This is a genomic window from Streptomyces davaonensis JCM 4913, from assembly GCF_000349325.1.
Taxonomy (GTDB): domain Bacteria; phylum Actinomycetota; class Actinomycetes; order Streptomycetales; family Streptomycetaceae; genus Streptomyces; species Streptomyces davaonensis.
Window position 1 is genome coordinate 1,420,098 of the sequence record NC_020504.1, and the last position, 21,056, is coordinate 1,441,153.

At 68.8% G+C, this 21,056-nt stretch carries 21 protein-coding genes and 2 pseudogenes; 12 read left to right on the plus strand and 11 right to left on the minus strand.

Features of this window, described 5'->3' with window-relative positions:
* Window positions 1–106 precede the first annotated feature (106 nt).
* Window positions 107–1,348, plus strand: a complete 1,242-nt coding sequence (locus BN159_RS06265; protein WP_015656079.1) for a cytochrome P450 family protein — start codon at window positions 107–109, stop codon at window positions 1,346–1,348.
* Here the strand turns inward: BN159_RS06265 and BN159_RS06270 are convergent, their stop codons facing one another.
* Genes BN159_RS06270 through BN159_RS06290 form a run of 5 tightly spaced genes read right to left on the minus strand, consistent with a single transcriptional unit; the run spans window position 1,349 to window position 5,354 of the window.
* Window positions 1,349–2,710 carry a cytochrome P450 gene (locus tag BN159_RS06270; RefSeq protein ID WP_015656080.1) on the minus strand — a complete coding sequence of 454 codons (1,362 nt, stop codon included), beginning with the start codon at window positions 2,708–2,710 and terminating at the stop codon, window positions 1,349–1,351. It lies immediately after the preceding gene.
* Window positions 2,707–3,309, minus strand: a complete 603-nt coding sequence (locus BN159_RS06275) for a GTP-binding protein (RefSeq protein ID WP_015656081.1) — start codon at window positions 3,307–3,309, stop codon at window positions 2,707–2,709. Before BN159_RS06275 ends, BN159_RS06270 begins: the two co-directional genes overlap by 4 nt.
* Complete coding sequence (locus BN159_RS06280; RefSeq protein ID WP_015656082.1) at window positions 3,287–3,646, minus strand: DUF742 domain-containing protein; 360 nt, start codon at window positions 3,644–3,646, stop codon at window positions 3,287–3,289. The genes BN159_RS06275 and BN159_RS06280 overlap by 23 nt, the downstream gene beginning before the upstream one ends.
* Window positions 3,643–4,056: a roadblock/LC7 domain-containing protein gene (locus tag BN159_RS06285; protein WP_015656083.1), complete on the minus strand. Its 414-nt coding sequence runs from the start codon at window positions 4,054–4,056 to the stop codon at window positions 3,643–3,645. The genes BN159_RS06280 and BN159_RS06285 overlap by 4 nt, the downstream gene beginning before the upstream one ends.
* Window positions 4,053–5,354 carry an ATP-binding protein gene (locus BN159_RS06290; RefSeq protein ID WP_015656084.1) on the minus strand — a complete coding sequence of 434 codons (1,302 nt, stop codon included), beginning with the start codon at window positions 5,352–5,354 and terminating at the stop codon, window positions 4,053–4,055. Before BN159_RS06290 ends, BN159_RS06285 begins: the two co-directional genes overlap by 4 nt.
* Window positions 5,355–5,607: 253 nt before the next feature.
* Here BN159_RS06290 and BN159_RS06295 point away from each other — a divergent pair, with 253 nt between their 5' ends.
* The 4 genes and pseudogenes from BN159_RS06295 to BN159_RS06305 all read left to right on the plus strand — a co-directional run bounded on the left by BN159_RS06295 (window position 5,608) and on the right by BN159_RS06305 (window position 8,438).
* A complete protein-coding gene (locus tag BN159_RS06295) occupies window positions 5,608–6,564 on the plus strand; it encodes an AraC family transcriptional regulator (RefSeq protein WP_051113478.1) in 957 nt (318 codons plus the stop codon).
* Window positions 6,565–6,722: 158 nt separating this feature from the next.
* Entirely contained in the window at window positions 6,723–7,091 is a 369-nt protein-coding gene (locus tag BN159_RS47700) for an alkyl sulfatase C-terminal domain-containing protein (RefSeq protein WP_078598760.1), read from the plus strand.
* Between the two features lie 160 nt (window positions 7,092–7,251).
* Window positions 7,252–7,926, plus strand: coding sequence for an FG-GAP repeat domain-containing protein (locus tag BN159_RS06300; protein ID WP_157901078.1), 675 nt, complete (start codon window positions 7,252–7,254; stop codon window positions 7,924–7,926).
* A 219-nt stretch (window positions 7,927–8,145) separates the two neighbouring features.
* Window positions 8,146–8,438, plus strand: a pseudogene (locus tag BN159_RS06305) (MscL family protein).
* 13 nt (window positions 8,439–8,451) lie between these two features.
* Here BN159_RS06305 and BN159_RS06310 read toward each other — a convergent pair.
* The 4 genes from BN159_RS06310 to ctaD form a co-directional block, all read right to left on the minus strand.
* Complete coding sequence (locus BN159_RS06310; RefSeq protein WP_015656090.1) at window positions 8,452–9,126, minus strand: DUF2238 domain-containing protein; 675 nt, start codon at window positions 9,124–9,126, stop codon at window positions 8,452–8,454.
* 105 nt (window positions 9,127–9,231) lie between these two features.
* Window positions 9,232–9,876 carry a hypothetical protein gene (locus tag BN159_RS06315; protein WP_231905584.1) on the minus strand — a complete coding sequence of 215 codons (645 nt, stop codon included), beginning with the start codon at window positions 9,874–9,876 and terminating at the stop codon, window positions 9,232–9,234.
* A 440-nt stretch (window positions 9,877–10,316) separates the two neighbouring features.
* Complete coding sequence (locus tag BN159_RS46400; protein WP_015656092.1) at window positions 10,317–10,874, minus strand: hypothetical protein; 558 nt, start codon at window positions 10,872–10,874, stop codon at window positions 10,317–10,319.
* A gap of 3 nt (window positions 10,875–10,877) precedes the next feature.
* On the minus strand, window positions 10,878–12,569 hold the full coding sequence (gene ctaD / locus BN159_RS06325; RefSeq protein ID WP_015656093.1) for an aa3-type cytochrome oxidase subunit I: 1,692 nt from the start codon (window positions 12,567–12,569) through the stop codon (window positions 10,878–10,880).
* 198 nt (window positions 12,570–12,767) lie between these two features.
* On the opposite strand from ctaD, the pseudogene BN159_RS44745 reads away from it, so the two are divergent.
* A pseudogene (locus BN159_RS44745) lies at window positions 12,768–12,929 on the plus strand (electron transfer flavoprotein subunit alpha/FixB family protein); the annotation flags it as partial.
* 71 nt (window positions 12,930–13,000) lie between these two features.
* On the opposite strand, the gene BN159_RS06330 reads toward BN159_RS44745, so the two are convergent.
* The gene (locus BN159_RS06330) at window positions 13,001–13,792 is read right to left on the minus strand and encodes a class I SAM-dependent methyltransferase (RefSeq protein WP_015656095.1); all 792 of its coding nucleotides are present in this window, start codon (window positions 13,790–13,792) and stop codon (window positions 13,001–13,003) included.
* Window positions 13,793–14,168: 376 nt separating this feature from the next.
* Here BN159_RS06330 and BN159_RS06335 point away from each other — a divergent pair, with 376 nt between their 5' ends.
* The 4 genes from BN159_RS06335 to BN159_RS06350 all read left to right on the plus strand — a co-directional run bounded on the left by BN159_RS06335 (window position 14,169) and on the right by BN159_RS06350 (window position 16,925).
* Window positions 14,169–14,678, plus strand: a complete 510-nt coding sequence (locus tag BN159_RS06335) for a hypothetical protein (RefSeq protein WP_041818876.1) — start codon at window positions 14,169–14,171, stop codon at window positions 14,676–14,678.
* Between the two features lie 78 nt (window positions 14,679–14,756).
* Window positions 14,757–15,071 (plus strand): hypothetical protein, encoded by a 315-nt coding sequence (locus tag BN159_RS06340; RefSeq protein WP_015656096.1) that lies wholly within the window; start codon window positions 14,757–14,759, stop codon window positions 15,069–15,071.
* Window positions 15,071–15,406 (plus strand): MATE family efflux transporter, encoded by a 336-nt coding sequence (locus tag BN159_RS06345; protein ID WP_015656097.1) that lies wholly within the window; start codon window positions 15,071–15,073, stop codon window positions 15,404–15,406. The genes BN159_RS06340 and BN159_RS06345 overlap by 1 nt, the downstream gene beginning before the upstream one ends.
* Window positions 15,407–16,076: 670 nt before the next feature.
* A complete protein-coding gene (locus BN159_RS06350) occupies window positions 16,077–16,925 on the plus strand; it encodes a hypothetical protein (RefSeq protein WP_015656098.1) in 849 nt (282 codons plus the stop codon).
* Between the two features lie 262 nt (window positions 16,926–17,187).
* On the opposite strand, the gene BN159_RS06355 is transcribed toward BN159_RS06350, so the two are convergent.
* Window positions 17,188–18,573 (minus strand): glycoside hydrolase family 43 protein, encoded by a 1,386-nt coding sequence (locus BN159_RS06355; protein ID WP_015656099.1) that lies wholly within the window; start codon window positions 18,571–18,573, stop codon window positions 17,188–17,190.
* 215 nt (window positions 18,574–18,788) lie between these two features.
* Here BN159_RS06355 and BN159_RS06360 point away from each other — a divergent pair, with 215 nt between their 5' ends.
* Both BN159_RS06360 and BN159_RS06365 read left to right on the plus strand, forming a co-directional pair.
* Complete coding sequence (locus BN159_RS06360) at window positions 18,789–20,213, plus strand: amidase (protein WP_015656100.1); 1,425 nt, start codon at window positions 18,789–18,791, stop codon at window positions 20,211–20,213.
* 37 nt (window positions 20,214–20,250) lie between these two features.
* Entirely contained in the window at window positions 20,251–21,045 is a 795-nt protein-coding gene (locus BN159_RS06365) for a hypothetical protein (RefSeq protein WP_015656101.1), read from the plus strand.
* Window positions 21,046–21,056: the final 11 nt, after the last annotated feature.

Genomic DNA, 21,056 nt, shown 5'->3' on the forward strand with positions numbered 1-21,056 from the left:
GAAGTTGTTCCCGTGCGCAGCACTCACCGGGCGCTCTCGCCCGGACACGCTACGTCGAAGTAGCTTTACCGGTCGTATTGTTGTGCGAGTGCCAGGGAGGCCGCCCGTGGGACACCCCCGCCCCTTAGTCATCGACCCGACCGGCCGCGACATCCACGGCGAGGCTTCCCGGATCCGCGAGCGCGGACCGGTGACCCTCGTCGAACTGCCCGACGGCGTCCAGGCCTGGGCCGTCAGCAGTCCCGAACTCCTCAAGCGCCTGCTCACCGACCCTCGCGTCTCCAAGGACCCACGCCGGCACTGGCCCAAGTGGATCAACGGCGAGATCTCCCCGGAATGGCCGCTGTTCACCTGGGTCGCGGTGCAGAACATGTTCACCGCCTACGGAGGCGAGCACAAACGGCTGCGTGCCCTGGTGTCCAAGGCGTTCACCGCACGGCGCACCGCGGCTCTCCGACCCCGTGTCGAGGAGATCACCGCGGGCCTCCTCGACCGTATCGAGGAGGCCGGTCGGCACGGCCAAGTCGTCGACCTGCGTGAGGAGTTCTGCTATCCGCTGCCGATCGCGGTGATCAGCGAACTCTTCGGTCTGCCCGAGGAACAGGGTGCGGAGCTGCGGGCCGTCGTGGACGGCGTCTTCCACACCTCCGCGACCCCGGAGGAAGTCACCGACAACTACGCACGGTTGTATGCGGCGCTGGGTGAACTCGTCACCCTCAAGCGGAAATCGCCCGGCGACGACCTGACCTCCGCGCTCATCGCCGCCCGCGACGACGGCGACGCCCGGCTGAGCGAGCAGGAGTTGCTCGACACCTTGGTGCTCATGGTGAGCGCCGGGCACGAGACCACGGTCAATCTCATCGACAACGCGATTCACCTCCTGCTGACCCACCCGGACCAGCTCACCCACGTCCGCTCCGGTCGCGTCACCTGGGAGGACGTCGTCGAGGAGGCGCTGCGCGTCGAGGCACCCGTCGCCAGCCTGCCACTGCGGTACGCCGTCGAGGACCTGAAGCTGAGCGAGTTCGGCGGCCCGGACGGGGCGGTGATCGGCAAGGGCGAGGCGATCCTCGCCGCGTACGCGGCCGCGGGACGCGACCCCGGCAAGTACGGCGCGGACGCCGACCGCTTCGACGTCACCCGCGTCGACAAGGAGCACCTCGCCTTCGGCTACGGCGTGCACTTCTGCCTGGGCGCCCCGCTGGGACGCATGGAGGCCCACATCGCGCTCCGGGCGCTCTTCGACCGCTTCCCCGGCCTCCGACTCACCCAATCCGGAGACGAGTTGGAGCCTGTCGACTCCTTCATCTCCAACGGGCACCGCACCCTTCCGGTGCACTTGTCCTGATCACTCGCCTCGCCACCACGCCAGCAGCCGGGCACCCCATCCGCGCCGCACGCGACCGACCGGGGGCACTGCGGACGGCCGGGGTGTCGGCGCGACGGGCTCCAACGGCGAATCGCCGCCCGGCGTGGGCGGGGTGACGGTGGTCGGCGGGAACGTCACCGGCAGTGCGGCCAGCGCACGGTGGAACGGGCCCGGGCGCCAGGCCAAGTCCTCGACGGGTACGGAGAGTTCAACGTCCGGAAGCCGGTCCAGCAGCTTCTCCACGGCCACCGCAGCGATCAGCCGGGCAGGACCCTGCGCCGGGCAGTTGTGCGGGCCTGCGCTCCACGCCAAGTGGGCGCGGTTGCCCGCACGCTGGTCCACCGTCAGGGCGGGGTCGGTGTTGGCCGCGGCGAGACTGACCACGAGCGGCTGCCCCGCCCGCAGCAGCGCACCTTCGTACACCACGTCATGGATCGCGTAGTGCACGGCGTAGTTGGCCATGGGCGGGTCGGTCCACAGCACCTCGTCCAGGGCCTCCTCCACCGGCAGGCTGCCGCCGGAGAGGCTGCCCGCGAACCGGTCGTCGGAGAGCAGCAGTCGCAGGCTGTTGGCGATCAGGTTCTGCTGCGGCTCGGTGCCCGCGCCCATGAGCAGGACGAGGGTGTGCACCATCTCCTCGTCGGTGAGCTCGGCGGAGTGGGCCATCAGCCAGGACGTCACGTCCGGACCGGGCTGCCGTCGCTTCAGCGTGACGAGGTCCAGCAGGGTCGTCGCGAGCAGGTTGTTGGCCTGCTCGGCGTCCACCCCGTCGAAGATGCCGGACATGCCCCGCACCAGCCGCTCGCCGTAGTCGGCCGGGCAGCCGAACATGCGGTTGAACACCAGCAGGGGAAGCACCTGGGCGTACTCGCCGAGCAGGTCCGCCTGTCCGGCCGGGGCGATGCGGTCGATGAGCGTGTCGGCGCTCGCCTCGACGTAGCCGCGCAGAGTGGCGGAGTCGATCCGGGCCAGGCTGTCCGTGATCGCGCCGCGCAGCCTGCGGTGTTCCGTGCCGTCGGTCCACAGTGCGTTCGGCCGGTACATCATCATCGGCACGACCGGGCTGTCCGCGGGGACGGTGCCGTCCGCCAGGTCCTTCCAGCGGCGAGCGTCCTTGGAGAACGTCTCGGTGCCGCGCAGCACGTGCAGGGCGGCTTCGTATCCGACGACCAGCGAGGCCCGCACCCCGGGTGCCAGCTCGACCGGCGCGATCGGGCCGACGTCGCGCAGGCGCCCGTAGACGGTGGCCGGATCGGCGGCGAACTCGGGCCCGTACAGGGACTCGTGCGCGGGGCAGCCCGGTGGTGGGAAGGGCGGCGGTGCGGGGGTTGCGGAAGTCACGCGTGCTCCAAGTGGCCGGTGCGGTTCAGGAGGTACTCGACGAGGCTGATGAGGGCCCGGGTCGACGAGACCCGGTCGCGGGCGTCGCAGCGGACGAGGGGGGTTTCGGGCAGCAGGTCGAGGGCTTCGCGCACCTCGTCGAGCCGGTGGGCGGCGGCGCCGGGGAACTGGTTGACGGCGACGGCGTACGGCAGTCCGTGCTCCTCCAGTACGCCCATGACCTCGAAGGACTGGCTGAGGCGGCGGGTGTCGGCGAGGACGAGCGCGCCGAGCGCGCCCCGTGTCATGTCCTGCCACAGCCGGGTGAAGCGCTGCTGGCCCGGGGTGCCGAACAGGTAGAGCACCAGCCGGTCGTTGAGGGTGAGCCGGCCGAAGTCGAGGGCGACGGTGGTGGTCGTCTTGTCCTGGATGCCCGCCAGGTCGTCGACGAGGGCGCCGGCCTCGGTCATGACCTCCTCGGTGCGCAGGGGCCGGATCTCGGAGAGCGTGCCGACGTACGTGGTCTTGCCGACCGCGAAGTGGCCCACGATCAGCAGCTTGACCGCCGTCTGCACGCTGGGCTTCAGATAGACGTCGTCAGAGGCGGGCGCGGAGTGCATCGAGCACCTCCTGGAGGATGTGGGCGTCGGCCGGGCGGGCGGCGGGGATCGGCGCGCGGGTGACGATGTGGCCGCTGTCCATGAGGTCGGCGATCAGTACCTTGGTCACGCCCACCGGCAGCGAGAGGTGGCCGGCCACCTCGGCGACGGACAGGGCGCCGGGCCGGCACAGCTCCATGAGCCTGCGCTTTTCCGGGTTGAGTCCGGTCAGCGGCAGATCGTCGGCCGCGATCAGCAGGGTGACCAGGTCCAGGGTGTTGCGGGTGGGGTGGGCGCGGCCGTCCGTGACGACGTACGACCGCACCAGCCGGTCTGTGGGGCGGCGCCGGGGAGTCATTGCGGGCTGCCGGTGTCCTGCCGGGCGGGGCTGGTCAGTTCCTTGCCGAGCCGGTCGACGAGTTTGTGCATGCGGTAGGTGACCGCCTCCATGTCGACGTCCTCGCCGGTGGAGACCGCGAGGTAGGCGCCCTCGCCTGCGGCGACCAGGAAGACGTAGCCGTGCGCGAACTCGATCAGGGTCTGCCGCCACGGGGTGTTCGGGCTGCCGCAGAACTCGGCCGTGCTGCGGCTGATCGACTGGACGCCGGACAGGCCCGCGGCCAGCCGTTCGGCGTCGTCCCGGTCGATGTCCTGGGAGAAGGCGCGGAGCATGCCGTCGGCGGAGAGCAGGATCGCGTGCCGCGCCTGCGGGACCTTCAGCACCTCGTCCAGCATCCAGCCCAGCGTGTTGTCGGTCGGCCCGGTCATTCCTGGCTGTTCCCTTCGTGGTCGTCGTGTGTGTGCCGGGCGGCCCGGCCGGAGCTGGTGCCGCGGGCAAAGGCGGCCATGCGGCGGGCGTTCTCCTCGGCGGAGCGGCCGCCGACCTCGTCGGCCGGTGCGGGCTGTGGCGCCGGTTGCCGTGCGGTGCGGCGGCGGCGCTTGGGGAGGCCGCCGAGGGTGGTCGCCTCCGTGGGTTCGGGCTCGGGCTCGGGTGTGAGCTCAGGTTCAGGTGCGGGTTCGGGATCGGGATCGGGATCGGGGGCGGCCGGATGGGCGATGGGGTCCGCGTCCAGGTGCGTGAGCAGGGCAGCCGGCAGGAACACAACGGCCCGTACACCGCCGTAGGGGGAGAGCGTGTCCACGGAGACGTTGAACCCGTACCGCTCGGTGAGCGCCCCGATGACGGCGAAGCCGAAGCGGGGCGGGTCGCCGAGGCGGGTGACGTCCACCGCGTGGGTGCCGGCGAGCAGTTCGGCGGCGTGCTCGGCCGCCCGGCCGTCCATGCCGACCCCGGCGTCGTCGATCACCACGCAGGCGCCGTTGTGCACGGTCTGGATGGTGACCTCGACGTTCGTGCCCGGCTGCGAGTGACGCGCGGCGTTGTCGAGCAGTTCGGCGACCGCGAGCACCACCGGTTCGACGGCGCGGCTCCGCACGGCGATGTCGACCTCGCCGTTGATGCGGATGCGCCGGTAGTCGCGGATGCGGGAGGTGGCGCCGCGGACGGCCTCGATGAGCGCGGAGGTGGCGCGCTGGCGGCCGGGCCACGAGCCGCACAGTACGGCGATGGCCTGGGCCCTGCGGCCGAACTGGGCGTTGGCGTGGTCGATTTCGAGCAGGTCGCGCAGCACGCCGGGGTTGTCGTGCCGGTCCTGCATCTCGGCGATGGACACCTGCTGCTCGTTGGCGAGGGCCTGGATGGAGCGCATGGACGCCTTCAGGGCGGCTTTGGCCGACTGGTCGGCGCGCGAGCGGGCATGCTCCACGGCACCGGCGAACCGTTCCAGCACGGCGTCGAGGCATTTCGCGAACTCGGTGTCGGCGAGCCGGTCGTCGAGCATGCCGACGGCCGGGAGCTGCTGATGGGCCGCGTCCTCCAAGGCCGGCAGCCGGGCCGAGACGAGATGGCGCAGTTCCTCGTCCCGGCCCCGCAGACGGTCGCTCAACGCAGTGTTCCGTCTGCGCTGCCGCGCGGAGATGCCGCGCTCGCGCACCAGCAGCACAGCGACGGCGATCAGGCCCACGGCAAGGCACCAGAACACCGCCTCCGGTATCCGTTCCGTCATCAAGTCCTCACAGCAGGTGGCGGGTCGACGGGCGCACGACGGTAGTGGCGCGTCCGGGCCCGCACTTGTCCGTGCGCGCAAGGAAGTTCCCGTGGGACGCAGGCACGTTCGTGGGACCGACCGATCGCGCCAGGCCTGCATGTGGCATAGGCCAATGAAGCCGCGACGAGTTCCGGAAACCGATTGCCGGTCCCTAGTCTGCGCCGAGTAACAGACATGGCCGTTCGGGTCACGTCGCAGCGAAGGGGATGCGTTGCCCACGGGAAGCTACGTCGTGGAGACGACGAGGACCATCGAGGTCGCGGCACGCGAGCAGACCGACCTGTGGAGCGAGCGCGTCGGGACGTACCAGACCCGGTTGGACTACAGGTACGGCCGCGCCGAGGTCTTCCGCGGCGAGATGATCCGCCGGCGCAGCGACACCTACCAGGTCGTCACATGGCACAGCGACCAGATCGAGTACTCCCGCACCCCGGGCCTGATCCGCCAGGAGCCGGACCCCGACTACCGCTTCCTCTTCCCGCTCTCCGGCGAAATGCGGCTGCGCCAGGACGACCAGGAGGTGCGCCTGGCAGCGGGCACGGGCAGCCTCTTCACCCTGGGCGCGCCGTTCGAGCTCCAGCACAACGCGTCCCTGCGCGGCGTCATCATGTCCATCCCGGCCCAGGAGATCGACGGCCCGCTGAACCAGAAAGCACCGCTGGCCACCGGCCTGGATCTCACCAAGGGGCTGGGCCGCGTCGTGCACGCCATGATGCGCAGCCTGGACGAGGAGTACGAACACCTCACCACCCCGCAGTTCGACGCCGTCTGCGACCGCGTCGTCGAACTCCTCCGCATGCTGGCCTGCGGCGACGACCGCCCCGACGTACCGGGACAGCTGACCGAGGTCGAGGCGATGGTCCGCCGCTACGTCCGCGACCACGCTGCCGACCCCGCCCTATCTGGTACGTCCATGGCCCGCGCCCTGGGCTGGTCCCTCCGCCAGATCCAACTCGCCCTCCAGCAGGTGGGCACCACACCCCGCGACCTGATCCGCGAGGAGCGCCTGCGCCTGATCCGCGAGCGCCTCCTGTGCGTCGACTGCGACCACATGACGATCACGGACCTGGCCTACGCCTCGGGCTTCACCTCGGCCAGCGCCATGAGCACGGCCTTCCACCGCCGCTTCGGGGTGAGCCCCCGGGAGATGCGTCACAAGTCCCGCTGACCGCTGGATGCCGCATGGGGGCAGTGAGGCCGGACACAGTCTCGGGACTCCGTTGGAGGACGAGCGTGGTCACCCTGACCGTCTGGAACTTCGATGCGTCGGGGGAGAAGCGCAGAGAGAACACGCTGGATGGGTGACGCCATCGGCCAGATGCCGGCTTGAAGCCCACGAGGATCGCCGCGAGCAGCAGGGCCTCCACCCTCACCGCGAACTGTGCCTTCACCGACCTGGCCGAGACGTACCGCATGACCCTCCACAACGGCGTCCTCGTCCACGCCCGCACCCGACACCCTGATCACGGCGCGGACCGGTCCCTCACTGTCAGCAAGCCGCGGCTGATGGGTCTGCTCGCCGGAAAGTGGCCTGGAGGGCATGGAGCACACCGGCAATCCGGGCGTCCTGCACGCCCTCATGTCCGTCCTGGACGCCGACCTGGACTTCGCGATCGTCGCGCCCTGACAAGGTCGCCGCCGGAGCCGGGCTCCTGGATCGGAACTGTTCGTCTAGGGTCGTCAAATGCCTGGTGACGACATATCCGAGCGAAGGAACGCCTTCGGAGACGCCCCTGGCGCCGCGGCAGCACGGCGTCGCAGATGGCTGGTGGGCTGTTCGATCGCCGTGATCGTGGCGGTGGGGGTGGGCTGGTACGCGTGGCCGACGAGCCAGGAGACGAGCACGGACCCCCACGTGCGCAACCCGGGCAAGGAACAGCCGATCTGCGCCTCGTCGGACGGGCGGACGCTGTATGCGGACGTGGACGGCGACGGCGTGGTGGACGAGGTGCACGACAGCAGGGACCGTGACGGGCGCACGGTCGTTACGTTCGAGAAACCCGGCAACAAGCAGGTCCGGCGCTCCGTGTGGTCGATCGTCACCACGGCGGACGGGCGCAGGAAGGCCCATGCGTCGCCCGACGAGGGATTCCGAGCGGCGTTCGGAGATTTCGACAACGACGGCCGCGTGGACATGGCCGTCACGTACACCGCACTCCCCAGGGGCGACGATCCGGTCGACTCGATGAGCATGGGCGTAGTGCACTGGGGGCCACTGGGCCGTGACCTCAAGGGCAGGAGCCGGGGTTCGATCCGGATGAGCCACGGTTACTACATCGACGGTCTGCGTGCGGTGGGGGGCACCAAGCCCAGTGCCAGTGCCAACTCGGGCCCCGCACGGCTGCTGATTCACCAGACGACCGGCGACGGCGCGTTCGAGACCTACCAAGGACAGAAACTCGGTCGTGATCTGGTGGTGCCGGATGAACCGTTGCCCCGGTGGGGGCAGGAATTCGCCGAGCAGAAGGACGGGTGGGCCGACCTGGGCGAGTGCCCGGCATCACCGCGAAGCAAGGCAACCGGCCCCTAGGCGATCAGACCTGCTTCGCCGATTCGTGGTGGGTGCAGCCGATCGGCCAAGCGGTCCGCCATACCGGTCTCCCTCTGCAATCCATCACTGAGGCTCTGCGCCACACCTTCTTTGATATGCCACAACACTCACCATTCGTCCCATAATCAGCCTGTCTCGCTCTCATTGGTCAACAGAGAATGGAAGCGGACAGTACTCAAGGGCTTCAAGAACTTCCTCATGCGCGGCGACCTCATCACCATCGCCGTCGGACTGGTCATCGCGCTGGCCTTCTCGACCCTGATCAAAGCGTTCACCGACTACGTGATCAACCCGTGATCTACTTCATCATCTTCATGGCGGTCATCTACTTCCTGATCGTCGTGCCGTACAAGCACTACCAAGCCCGCCGCGGCGTCAAGGCGTTCGGCGAACCCGGCCCCGTCAAGACCTGCCCTGCCTGCCTCTCCGAGGACCTGCCCGCGGCTGCGAGCAAGTGCCTCCACTGCGCCACGGAGCAGCCGTCGGCCTGAGTCTCCGACGCGTTCAGCCCTTCGCCGCGGACGCCAGGCGGGTGAGGCTCCGGTCGTGCAGACGGCTGAGGAGCAGCAGTGAGCAGGTGGCGCCGATCAGCGCGCAGAACATGTCCCACTGGGTGTCCCACACATCGCCCTGGGTGGCCAGGAACGCGTCGGCGGCCTGTCCGCCGGTGACGGCCGCCGCCCACTCCAGCATCTCGAAGACCGCGCTGAAGGCGAGGCAGGCGCAGACGGTCAGCGGAGCGAGCCAGCCGCTGCCGCGCAACGGCGAGGTGCGGACGAGGAGTTCCCGGACCAGGATCGCCGGCACGAAGCCCTGCATGAGGTGGCCGAAGCGGTCGTAGGGGTTGCGTTCCAGGCCGAACCAGTCGCGCACCCAGTCACCGGCCGGGACTTCCGCGTAGGTGTAGTGCCCGCCCACGACGAGAACCAGCGCGTGCACGGCCAGCAGAGCGCACAGCAGGCCGCTCAGGGGGAACCGTCGGCGCAGCAGGATCGCCAGGGGCAGGCCCACCATCACCCACACCGTCTCCAGCAGCCAGGTGGTCGGGTCCTTGGCGCCGAACGCCGACACCACGAGCGCCGCGGCGACGGTGAGCGCGAGAACGGCAGGCAGTCGGCGGCCGACTGCGGCCGGCCGTGCGCTCGGCGACGGGCTGACGGTCGGGTGGATGGCGGACATCGCTGGCTCCTCGTGTCTGGGGTGTGCCCCCAGCCTCGGGCCCGCCGCGCCACCCCGGCATGAGTGCGCGTACTCAACCGCCATGCCCAAGTACCTGGTTGATGCTCAGACGCGCAGGGTGACGCCGAAGCGGGTCCTCATCCGCCGCAGTTCCCACAGGGAGACGGCGGTCACGGTCAGCGGACCGCCCAGTACGGAGCAGAACTGGACGGCGGGCGGGCCCGTCGGCAGGCCCTCGCCGATCAGGCTGAAGGCCGCGAACACCCACACCAGCGTCAGGGTGAGGACGGGCGGCAGCATCGGGTGGACCTGGGCGCTGTTGAAGGCACTGCGCGCCGAGTACAGCGACGCGATGAAGAAGAAGGGAAAACCCCACACGATCACTATCAGCGAGGCGACGGCCAGTGCGTACTCCCACCAGCTCTTCCCGTCGTCGGCGTTGGCGAACAGAGCCGTCGGGACGAGGACTCCGACCATCACGACCAACGTCAGCACGTACCAGCCCACCGCCTTGAGCGGAGCGCGCAGCCGGGAGCGCAGATGCGGCCGCAGGTGCGGGGGCGCGTAGTAGATGAATCCGACGATGACCAGGGGCGCGGCGATCATCAGCACGAACGGGGCGATGAGGAGTTGGGCGGCACCGCGGTACGCCGCGTCCTCCCAGCGGTCCGGATCCACGTTGTAGGCGAGGATCAGGACGATGGTGGAGGCGGCACCGAGCACCGTGCGGGCCGACTGGACGCGGTCCACGGTGCGGTCCTCGATCCGGCCGTCGCCGTCCTGCGCGAAGAGCCTGGTGGCAACGCGGTTCGCGGAGCGCAGGATCGCCCCGACAAGCCCGAAGCGAAAACCGAACGACAGACAGCCACGGCGCCGGGCGGCGGGCCCCGTGGGCTGGGGGCCGTAGGGGTGGGGAGGCTGGTTCGGGTTCGGGTACGGGTACGGACCCGGATTCGGCGGCGGCGGACCGTACGGACCGCCCTGCGGCGCTCCGTAGGGAGCACCCCAACCGCCCTGGCCTCCCGGCCCGTTGCCGCCAGGCTGACCTGGGCCGTTTCCCGGCCCCCATCCCCCCGTAGCCATGCCGCTCCCCGTTTCGCTTTCAGCCAGTTGGCGTGTGTCCAGTGGCGCCTGGCGCAGTTTAGTGGCACATCAGGTGTCTGCCATCGCGTGTGGACTCATCTCAACGGTCAAGACGGCCGACTGGTGGTGTGTTTGCGGGCCAGGTGCGTGCGCGTTGTCGCGATGGCGAGGAATACACCCACGACCGCGGCGGAGGTGGTCGCGGCCATCAGCCAGTGCCCGCCGTCGCCGGGCCCTGTGGCCAGCAGCAGGGCCGCGATGGTCACGGCCGTGACCAGCCCGCCGCCGAGCAGCGCGGCGAACGTGTACCGGGACGGGCCGTGGCTCCAGCGGTCCGGGGGCGGGGTGTGGCGCAGGGCCGCCCAGTGGGCGGCGATCTCCCTTGTCTCGTCTCGGTGTTGCACAGCCGCGCGTATGCGCAGGCCGATCGTGAGGGCGGCGCCCGCGACGGCGACGGAGGCGGGCGCCCACCATGGCTGCGACACGAGCAGCACCACCGCCGTGGCCGCCGGGGTGGCCCAACCCATGAGGCAGGCCGCCGCCCCCGTGCGGCGGGAGTGCGGCCGGTCGGCACCCGCCCGCACATCGGCCAGGGCCGGCAGGTACCAGACGCAGCCGGCCGCGGTCACGAGCGCGACGCCCAGCGCCAGAACAACGCGGGACATGAGTCAGTGCGCCGCTTCGAGTTCGGCGATCTCCGGGTGGTGCAGGTCGAAGGCCGGGGATTCGCTGCGGATGCGAGGGAGCGCGGCGAAGTTGTGGCGCGGCGGCGGGCAGGACGTCGCCCACTCCAGCGAACGGCCGTAGCCCCAGGGGTCGTCGACCTCGACCGGCTTGCCGTACTTGGCGGTCTTCCAGACGTTGTAGAAGAACGGCAGGATCGACAGACCCAGCAGGAACGCCCCGATCGTGGACAGGGTGTTGAGGGCGGTGAAGCCGTCGGCGGCCAGGTAGTCGGCGTAGCGCCGCGGCATGCCCTCGGCGCCGAGCCAGTGCTGGATGAGGAACGTCAGGTGGAAGCCGACGGTGAGGGTCCAGAACGTGATCTTGCCGAGGCGTTCGTCGAGCATCTTGCCGGTGAACTTCGGCCACCAGAAGTGGAATCCGGCGAACATCGCGTACACGACCGTGCCGAAGACCGTGTAGTGGAAGTGCGCGACGACGAAGTACGAGTCGGACAGATGGAAGTCCATCGGCGGCGAGGCCAGGATGACGCCGGTCAAACCGCCGAAGACGAAGGTGATGAGGAAGCCGGTGGTCCACAGCATCGGCGTCTCGAAGGACAGGCTGCCCTTCCACATGGTGCCGATCCAGTTGAAGAACTTCACACCGGTCGGCACCGCGATCAGGAACGTCATGAAGGAGAAGAAGGGCAGCAACACCCCGCCGGTGACGTACATGTGGTGCGCCCACACCGTGATCGACAGACCGGCGATGGCGATCGTGGCTCCGATAAGTCCCATGTAGCCGAACATGGGCTTACGGCTGAACACCGGGATCACCTCGGAGACGATGCCGAAGAACGGCAACGCCAGGATGTACACCTCGGGGTGCCCGAAGAACCAGAACAGGTGCTGCCACAACAGCGCGCCGCCATTGGCCGGGTCGAAGATGTGGCTGCCGAACTTCCGGTCGCACTCCAGCGCGAACAACGCCGCCGCCAGCACCGGGAACACGATCAGGATCAGCAGCGCGGTCAGCAGCACGTTCCAGGTGAAGATCGGCATGCGGAACATCGTCATGCCGGGTGCACGCATGCAGATGATCGTGGTGATGAAGTTGACCGCACCGGCGATGGAACCGAATCCGGAGAGCGCCACACCCATGATCCACAGGTCGGCGCCGAGCCCCGGCGAGTGGACCGCGTCCGACAGCGGGGCGTACAGGAACCAGCCGAAGCTGGCGGCGCCGTCCGGGGTGAGGAAGCCGGCAGCGGCGATCGAGGAGCCGAGGAGGAAGAGCCAGAAGGCCAGCATGTTCAGCCGGGGGAACGCCACGTCCGGGGCGCCGATCTGAAGCGGCATGATCCAGTTCGCGAAACCGGTGAAAAGCGGCATCGCGAACATCAGCAGCATGATCGAACCGTGCATCGTGAACGCCTGGTTGAACTGCTCGTTCGACATGACCTGAAGCCCGGGACGGGCGAGTTCCGCGCGCATCATCAGGGCCATCACACCGCCGACGATGAAGAAGACGAACGCGCTGACCAGGTACAGCGTCCCGATCTTCTTGTGGTCGGTGGTCGTCAGCCACTCCACCCACGACGGCCGGCTCGCCGTCCGCCCGGCAATCGGCCCGGTCGCCGTGACCTCGGCCCTCGGTCGTGCGGTCGTTGCCTGACGTATTTGTGCCCTGTCCACCGGACGAAGTCCTCCCCATCGCTCATTTCACCGACGAGCCGGGAAGTGCCCTGGCACGGGCTGTGGACCTGGCCCTTCCCGGCCGCCGCCACATGATCGCCCCAGGGATACCTGGTCCCACTAGGGTCCAAAGACCCCTGCCTGCGCCCGACGGATGGGGTCCAACGGCCCTTCTTCGCGTCATGGGGCAGGCGCACTATGGCCCGTAGCCCGGGCGCCCAGGACACCGCCGCTGTGCTGACCCAGCACGGTGCGACCCGCTTGCTGACCCACGAGGCCGCCGGGTACGCCGACTACCCGGTCGTCCCGAAGGTCGACGCCCTCCGGGCCTCCTACGACGCCGTCTCCCCGGCCGCCGTGCATCATCACCGACGCCTCGGCCGTCGGCGGCTCGCGTGCCGCGGTTGATGCCGGCCGACCCCACGGCTGGGTCAGCCCGGCTTGACCGCCAGCGTCGCGAAATAGTTCGACATGTATTGAGCGGATGCGTTGGATTGGTGCGGCGCTTCCGCGAAGCCGGTGAGGACGAACCCCGCGGCGAGTTGCCCGCCGATCTGGTCGGTGAGGGTGTGGCTGTATTCAAGAGCGGCATCCGCACCGAACTTCGTGGCGCGTTCCTCGGCGGAGTACTGCGTGACATCGCTGTAGGGCAGCTTGTGCACGACGATCAGCTCGCCGCGCTCGTCCAGCGCCTCGTGGTCGAACAAGTACGTATCAGGGTTGATGAAGCCCACGAGCAGAGTTCCGCCCGGTCGCAGGACGCGGAAGCACTCACGCCACACCGGTGCCAAGTCCGGGACGAATAGGTTGGAGACCGGATGGAATACGACGTCGAATGCTGCGTCGCCGAAGGCGCTGAGGTCGCGCATGTCGCCCAGGACGGTGCGCAGCTCGAGTCCGTCGCGCGCCGCCACCATCTGGTCCTGGCCGAGTTGGCGCGGTGAGTTGTCGAATACGGTGACCCGCGCCCCCGCGGCGGCGAGGATCGGACCCTGCTGGCCACCGCCGGAGGCCAGGCACAACACATCCTTGCCGGTCAGGTCTGCCGGCAGCCAGGAGCGGTCGACCGGCTCACGCCCGATGAGAACAATCGACCAGTCGCCCGTGCGGGCGCGCTCGACATCCTCAGCACTGACCGGCGTCGACCACTCGTTACCCTCCTGGACGTACTTGTCCCAGGCTGCCCGATTGTGGGCAACGGGGTCGACAACACTGTCCTGCACGTTCAACTCCCTGCTACGGCCAAGCGGCCACCTGCGGTACTGAAAGTTCGGCGCCGCCAGCCAACACGATCGCAGGGTGCGGCCTCAACGAAATTAGCGGGCATCGTGGTGCCTTGATGACCAACCGTGCGGCCCTGATCGGCCACCGCCGGCGATCGTGTGGTTAGCCGCTTGCGTAGCGGTACTGGCGGGACCGACTCAGTGAACGAGCGACACTGGCACGCCGGCTCGTCGTGGCGCCAGCGGCGCGCTTGGCCCACGCCAGCCGCAGTCGGCAGCCACCGACCGAAGACCGTTCGCCTGCTGGCCGAACTTTGGCATTCCCGTCCTGCCAAGCACTCAGCAGGGACGACCAGTTGTCGTGGAGACTGCTGAAATGGCCTCTGCAATCTTCGGCTTCGTGGGAGTCCTACTCGGTTCCCTGACCACGTCTGTCTTGACGATCTACAAGGATCGGCTCGCCGCCAGGCACGAGACCATGATCCGCGACCAGCAATACACACGAGATCGACAAGCTACCAGGGATGATTTCCAAAGGGAGAGCATCCAGGTACTTCAGTCAGCCGTCTCAGACGTGATCAAGGCTGCCTACGAGGAACTCGACCGTGTCCTGGCCGAGCTTCGCGAATCAGGCTCGTGGCCTGCACGCCAGTGGGAGACCCCAACTGCCCAAGGATGGTCAGAGGCTGTGCTACAGCTCCAACTCTCGGCAGCCCGCGTCCTTGACGAGGGGTTGCGTGAACTGGCTTACGAGATCCAGCGTGTTGCAGGTGAGGCAATTTGGGCGGCAGATCTTTCGGCCGCGAAAGAGCACAGCCGACGCCTTGAGCCCTTGCACGTTCGGTTCAACAACACCGCTAACAGGATCTTCGCTTCGCTCTTCTGATTTGGGCTGAGGGTATGCGTCGACGTCGCAGGCATCCGAGCTGTGACCCTGTCGGGGGTTCAGAGGAGACTCCTGACAATGATCGCCGCCTCAGTCGGCGCTCTCGTCGACACCGCGCTGCTCGGCAACCACGCCACCGCCACACTCGCGGCCTTCGCCGTCGCCATGGCCGTATTCAGCCCCGCTACCGCCACAGTGGCGGGGGCACTGCGCGGCGTGATGCCGTTCATCACACCAAGCAAGGAGGATCCTGACCGCCTTCTGCCCGTGGTGCGCAGCGGGACCTGGCTGGCGATTACCGTCGGTGCCATCGCCGCAGCGGCGGTCGCGTCCGTTCCGCTGATCGGCCGCGCGGCCGGGATTCCCCGCACCACCCTCGACAGGAGTTGGTGATGCGGGCCGGACTTATCGGCACCGCCGCATCCACCACGCTGTCCGTCCTCCTCGTAGGTGGCCCCGGCCCGCTGCCGAGCTACGGCCTTACCGGGGCAGGCATCGCCATGCTGACCTCCAGCGTGATCAGCGCTTGCGTCAACCAGGTAGCCATCCGCCGCTCTACGCTGCTCATCGGCCGCTCGTTGTGTCCGGGCCGGCCTAATGTGAAGCAGGTCTGGACCTTGGGCACCGTGGGGATTCCACTGGCCGGCACAGTACTCGTCAAGTTCGCTGTCCTGGGCGTATTGACCTTCGCGGCGGCCAGGATCGGGACGGACAGCGCCGAAGCGTGACAGCCGGCGTATACGGCGCACCGTTCGGGCAGGAACGGGGCTGGCACTGGGCGCGGTGGGGTTCATCGGGGGCAATGGTGATCCTGTTCAGTTCCTGGGTTGTTCCGATATTCACCCAGGATGTTGATGTACGGCCACAGATCACAGGTCTCCTGCCACTGGTGCTGACTGTGGTCGTCACCGACGCGCTACAGGCGGTCCTCGGATTCGGCCTCAAGCGCACTGTGCCGAGTTTCGTGTCGACCCTCGTCTGTGCTGCACTGTGGACGGCTCTCGCCCTGGCCAATCTTCTCCAGGCAGTGAGCAAGGCCTACTCCTTTCACCGACACCCGCGAATACGCACCAACCGCCAGGTGAGAGAAGCGCCAGCCCTTCGGCAGCAGTCGACTTCCGCGACGACGAACGCGCACGGTCGACGACAGGACGTGGGGACCGCTGCACCTCCAGCTCTCCGACCTGACGACCGTACGACCCACCGCGCCGGCCAGGGGCAGGCGCATCCGCCGGTGACGTAAGGGCGAGCCATTAACCCATTCGCCCGTAAAAAAGGCATATGCCAGTGGCCTCCACTAGCGTCCAGTACTGGGTAACCGACCGCCTGTTCACCTGGCGTCCAAATGTCCCAGGGACAGGACTCGTCCCCCATCCACCTCCCCCTACTGGAGTCGCCATGCCCATGCTCCTGATCCAAGGCTCATTCCATGTCAAGAACACTCAGCCCGACGGAGACACCGTCCACTTCGTCGCGGACAACCTGGACGACTGGTCACTCGTCGGCGGCAAGAACCCCGTACAGCTCACCGGCGCCGACCACGCAAAGCTGCGGCTGGAGGGCATCGATGCCCTGGAAACCCACTACCACGGGGAGCACCAGCCACTGAAGCACGGCCACGCGGCCGCGGACGAGCTGCTCAAGTGGCTCGGCTTCACCAACGTGCAGCGCGACGCGAACGAATCCGTCACCGCCTCGACGCCCGCCAGCACACCCGGCTACATCCTCACCCGAGGTGCCGACCTGTTCGGTCGTGTCATCGCCCTCGTCGGCCGGGGCTCCCCTCCCGGAACAAGCGGGACGGAGATCAGCGTCGGCGTGCCCGAGCTGAAGAAGACGGCCAACCATCACCTGGCGTCGGTGGGGCTGGTGTACCCCACCTTCTACCGAAGCCTGTTCAAGGACCTGCGCGTCGAACTGACCCAAGTGGCCCAGCAGGCACAGACGGCCGGCAAGGGACTGTGGCCCGACGACGTGACCACATCCGGAGTGAAGATCACCGGCCTGTCCTCGATCACCGATGACGCGGTGATCGTGCCCAAGCTGTTCCGGCGGCTGGTGGACTACCTCAAGCTCGACATGTCGCTCACCTGCTTCCCCGCGTATCTCGCCGGCAAGGAGGACCTCGTCACGGTCCTGTCCACCGGTGAGCGTTTCAGCGGCATGCACAACGTCGTCGAGATCACCAACAGCAACACCCTCCGCATGACGCACCCGATCCACGATCTGCTCTTCGACGAGAAGTGAAGAAGCTCCCGCGGTGATCGTCGCGGCGGGGCTCCTCGGCTGATCGCCGGCGCGCCTCGCACCGCGGTCGCTGCGCCCGGCCGCCGCCCACCCCCCTCCCCCGAATTCGTCGCACACCTGGTGGAGGAGGAGCTGCTCGGCCGGTCCCGGGGCGCTGGAGGTCCATCGGCATTGGCGGCGCCGCATGGTCCTCCAGCGGGTGCTCGAACAGCTACTTCAGGTCCTCCCTGACTACGGCTGTGTCACCTTCGGTCAGGACAGCTCATGCCCACGCCCCCACCGGCACGAACGAGCTGTCCTGCCGGAACAGGTCCGTCCCGTCCGACCGTTCCACCCGGAGTTGGTAGCCGTAGTGCCGCAGGTAATACCCCGGGTAGTTGTACGACTCGAAGCGCAGTGAGCCCGTTGCCGAACCGGTGCGGGCGATGAACGTCGCGTCCCGCGCGAACGTCGTCGTGCCGTTGTTGGCGTCGAATCGAGCGCGGAAGTCGTAGTGGCGCAGGTAGTTGCCGGATGCGTCGCGGAAGGAGTGGCCGTTGGCGTCGGCCAGGCCCGCGGTGACCGTGAAGGACGACGCCTGCTTCTCGGCGGCCGTGCTGGAGGCGGTCACCACCGGGAGGTTCAGCAGGGACGACTGCTGCTGCCAGTAGCGGGTCGGGTAGTTGGCCGACTGGAAGGAGCGGGTCACGTTGCGGGCCAGAGTCGGGCCGCCTGTCACCGTCTCCTTGACCACCGTGAAGTGGCGGGCCGTACCCGAGATCGACGGGAGTGCCGTCGGCGCCGACCACGTCGCGAACGTGTCGTAGCTGTCGCTGTAGTAGTAGCGGCCGTCGCCGTAGCCGTCGAAGAACAGGCGCCAGGCGCCGTTGTCGAGTTGGATCAGGGCCGGGCCCTCGCGGTAGCTGCCCCAGCCCGCCCAGTTGCCGGTCCGGGAGATCGTGTACGGGCCCGTCAGGCTCGTCGCCGTGCCGTACTCGATGTACTTCGTCGTCTCGTTCTTGGTGAAGGCGTGGTACGTCGAGCCGATCTTCACCAGGAACGTGTCTATGTGGTTCGCGCCGATGCCGGACAGGGCCACCGGTGAACTCCACGCCGTCAGCGCGGAGTTCGTGGCCCGCAGCAGATACGGCGTGAAGATCCACTCGTCGTTCGTCGTCGAGCAGGACACGATGACGTTCACGCTGCCGTCGCTGTCGACGAAGAACTCCGGTGCCCAGGCGCGGGAGAGGTTCGTGATCGGGACCGGATAGTCGTAGAGGAACGTCCAGTTGACGCGGTCCGCGCTGCGGGCGAAGCCGATCGTCGTGCTGGTGTCCTGCCACGTGTGGGTCGTGTACGTGGCGTAGTAGTAGCCGTTGGAGTGTTTGATGACGCTCGCGTCTCGGATGCGGTTCGCGGGCGGGGTGTAGGCGGAGGCGCGCAGCAGGCGGAAGTCGGTGGCGTCGTCGGACTGGTAGACGTTCACGGTGCCGTCGTTGCTGTTGAGGAACGGCACGATCGTGTACCGGGTGGCGGAGCCGCTCGGCGGGGCGGCGGCGAGGGCCGTGCCGAGCAGTCCGGGGGTTTGGGACAGGAGCAGCGCGGAGGCGGGTGCGGCGGCCATCGCGCGCAGCAGCGTGCGACGGGACGGGGCGGGCTGGGGGGTCATGGGCGGCTCTCCCTCTGACACGTTCACACCGATCGGTTCGGAATATCGAACTTGGTTCGGCAAATCGGTCAGAAGTTAGAGGTGAGGCGGGAGAGCGTCAATGGTTCGCGCAAGGGTGCTACGGCCACTCAATTCCGGCTGGCACCGAGGACGTTCCGTCGCGGCCCGACAGAGGTTACTGTTCAGTAGACAGGGTCGTCCCCGGAGGTGTCCGTATGACGTTCGACCGTTCCGCAGGGCTGGCGGAGTCCGCCCGCGCGCTGGCCGACGGCGAGGTGACGTCCCGGGCGCTGGTGGAGCGGGCGCTGGCGCGCATCGAGGCGACCCAGGGCACCGTCAACGCCTTCCGGGTCGTCCGAGCCGAGGCGGCGCTCGCCGAGGCGGACGCGGCGGACAAGGAACTCGCCGCCGGGGTACGGCTGCCGCTGCTCGGGGTGCCGGTGGCCGTCAAGGACGACATGGACGTCGCCGGGGAGCCCACCGCCTTCGGCTGCCGCGGAGAGTACCCGCCGGTCGGCGAGGACGGCGAGGCGGTACGGCGGCTGCGCGCGGCCGGGGCCGTGATCGTCGGCAAGACCAACACCTGCGAACTGGGCCAGTGGCCGTTCACCGAGGGCCCGGCCTTCGGCGACACCCGCAACCCCTGGCACCCCGAGCACACCCCGGGCGGCTCCTCCGGCGGTTCGGCCGCCGCGGTCGCCGCCGGTCTGGTGCCCGCCGCCCTCGGCTCGGACGGCGCCGGATCGGTACGGATCCCGGCCTCCTGGACCAATCTGGTCGGCATCAAGCCGCAGCGGGGCCGGATCTCGACCTGGCCACGCGGCGAGTCCTTCCAGGGCATCACCGTCAACGGCACCCTGGCCCGTACCGTCGCGGACGCGGCGCTGCTGCTCGACGCCGCAGCCGGGAACCACGAGCGGGACCCACACCGTCCGCCGGCCGTCGACGCCTCGGCCGCGGCCACACGCGAACCCGGGCGCCTGCGCATCGCGCTCTCCCTCAAGCCGCCCTTCACCGCGCTGCCCGCGCGCCTCCAGCCGGAAGTGCGCGCGAAGGTCGTCGAACTCGCCGAGAAACTGGCCGCGTTGGGGCACACCGTCGAGGAGGCCGATCCGCCGTACGGGCAGATCGGGCTGACCTTCGTGCCCCGGGCGACCGTCGGAATCTCCGAGTGGGTGACCGACTCGCCCTTCCCGGCCCTCCTCGACCGGCGCACCCTGGACGCCGCCCGCCTCGGCAAGCTCCTTGGCGGGGCACCCCTGCGGGCGGCCCGGCGCGCCGAGGCGGTCCTGCACCGCCGTATCGGCAGGTTCTTCGAGTCGTACGACGTGATGCTCGCGCCGACAACGGCCGCTCCCCCACCGCGGATCGGCGCGATGCTGGGCCTCAGCGGCTTCGCCACCGACCGCGCGATGATCGCCGCCTGTCCGTTCGCCTGGCCGTGGAACGTGCTCGGCTGGCCCGGCGTCAACGTCCCCGCCGGATTCGTCAACGGCGGCCTGCCGGTCGGCGCCCAGCTGCTGGGCCCGTCCCACAGCGAGCCCCTGCTGGTGTCGCTCGCCGCCCAGTTGGAGTCGGAGCTTCGCTGGCACGAGGCATGGCCACCGGAGGCGGTCACCTCGAACGCCCCGGCCGCTTAGCAGCCCGTTGTCAGTGGTGTGCGCTTCACTGTGTGTCATGGAGCTCACGCAAGCGAACGTCCACGACCTGCTGGCGCAACTCGGGCCGCGGGACGGGTACATGTACCTGCCCGTCGACCTGGACCCGCAGGACATGACCGACCTGCTCGCCGACAGGTACGGGGCCCCGCGCACCCTCGTCCTCGACGGCTTCACCGATCCGACGCTCGACGAGTCCAGTGGCGCGGCCCTCCTCCTGCCCTTCGAGGAACGGGCCGTGACGATACGGGCGTGGGCGTACGGGAACCGGTGGGTCGGCACGGGTACGGCACGGGACGGCGAAGACATCGTGCGGCCGGTGCTGGTGGTCGCCCACCGGGAGATGCCCGAACCGTTGGCGGTCGCTGCGGACGAGGACGTCGACTGGATGGAGCGGCTCATACGGATCACCGGCTGGACGGACCCTGATCGGCGGCCGGACGTGGACTGGGCGGAAATGGAGTCGCGGCTGGGCACCGCGCTGCCGAGGGACTACAAGCGCATGGTCGAGACGTTCGGCGAGGGCGCCTTCGACGGATTCCTGACTCTGCACCAGGAGCCGTGGAGGGGGCGCGGGGAGGACGGCCTGCTCAACTGGGCAGGTACGGAGCATGAGGAGCTCTACGCATGGCGAGCCGACGGGGACGACCCCAACCACTGGCCCGTCGTGGTCCACTCCTTCGACGAGGAACTCTCCTTCGACTGCCAGGCCGCGGAGTTCGTCTGCCGCATCCTCGTCGACCCGCACCACCCGTACACGATGGCCCGATATTTCGACACGCATTGGTTCATGAACTACGGGGAGACCGACTGACCGACATGCGG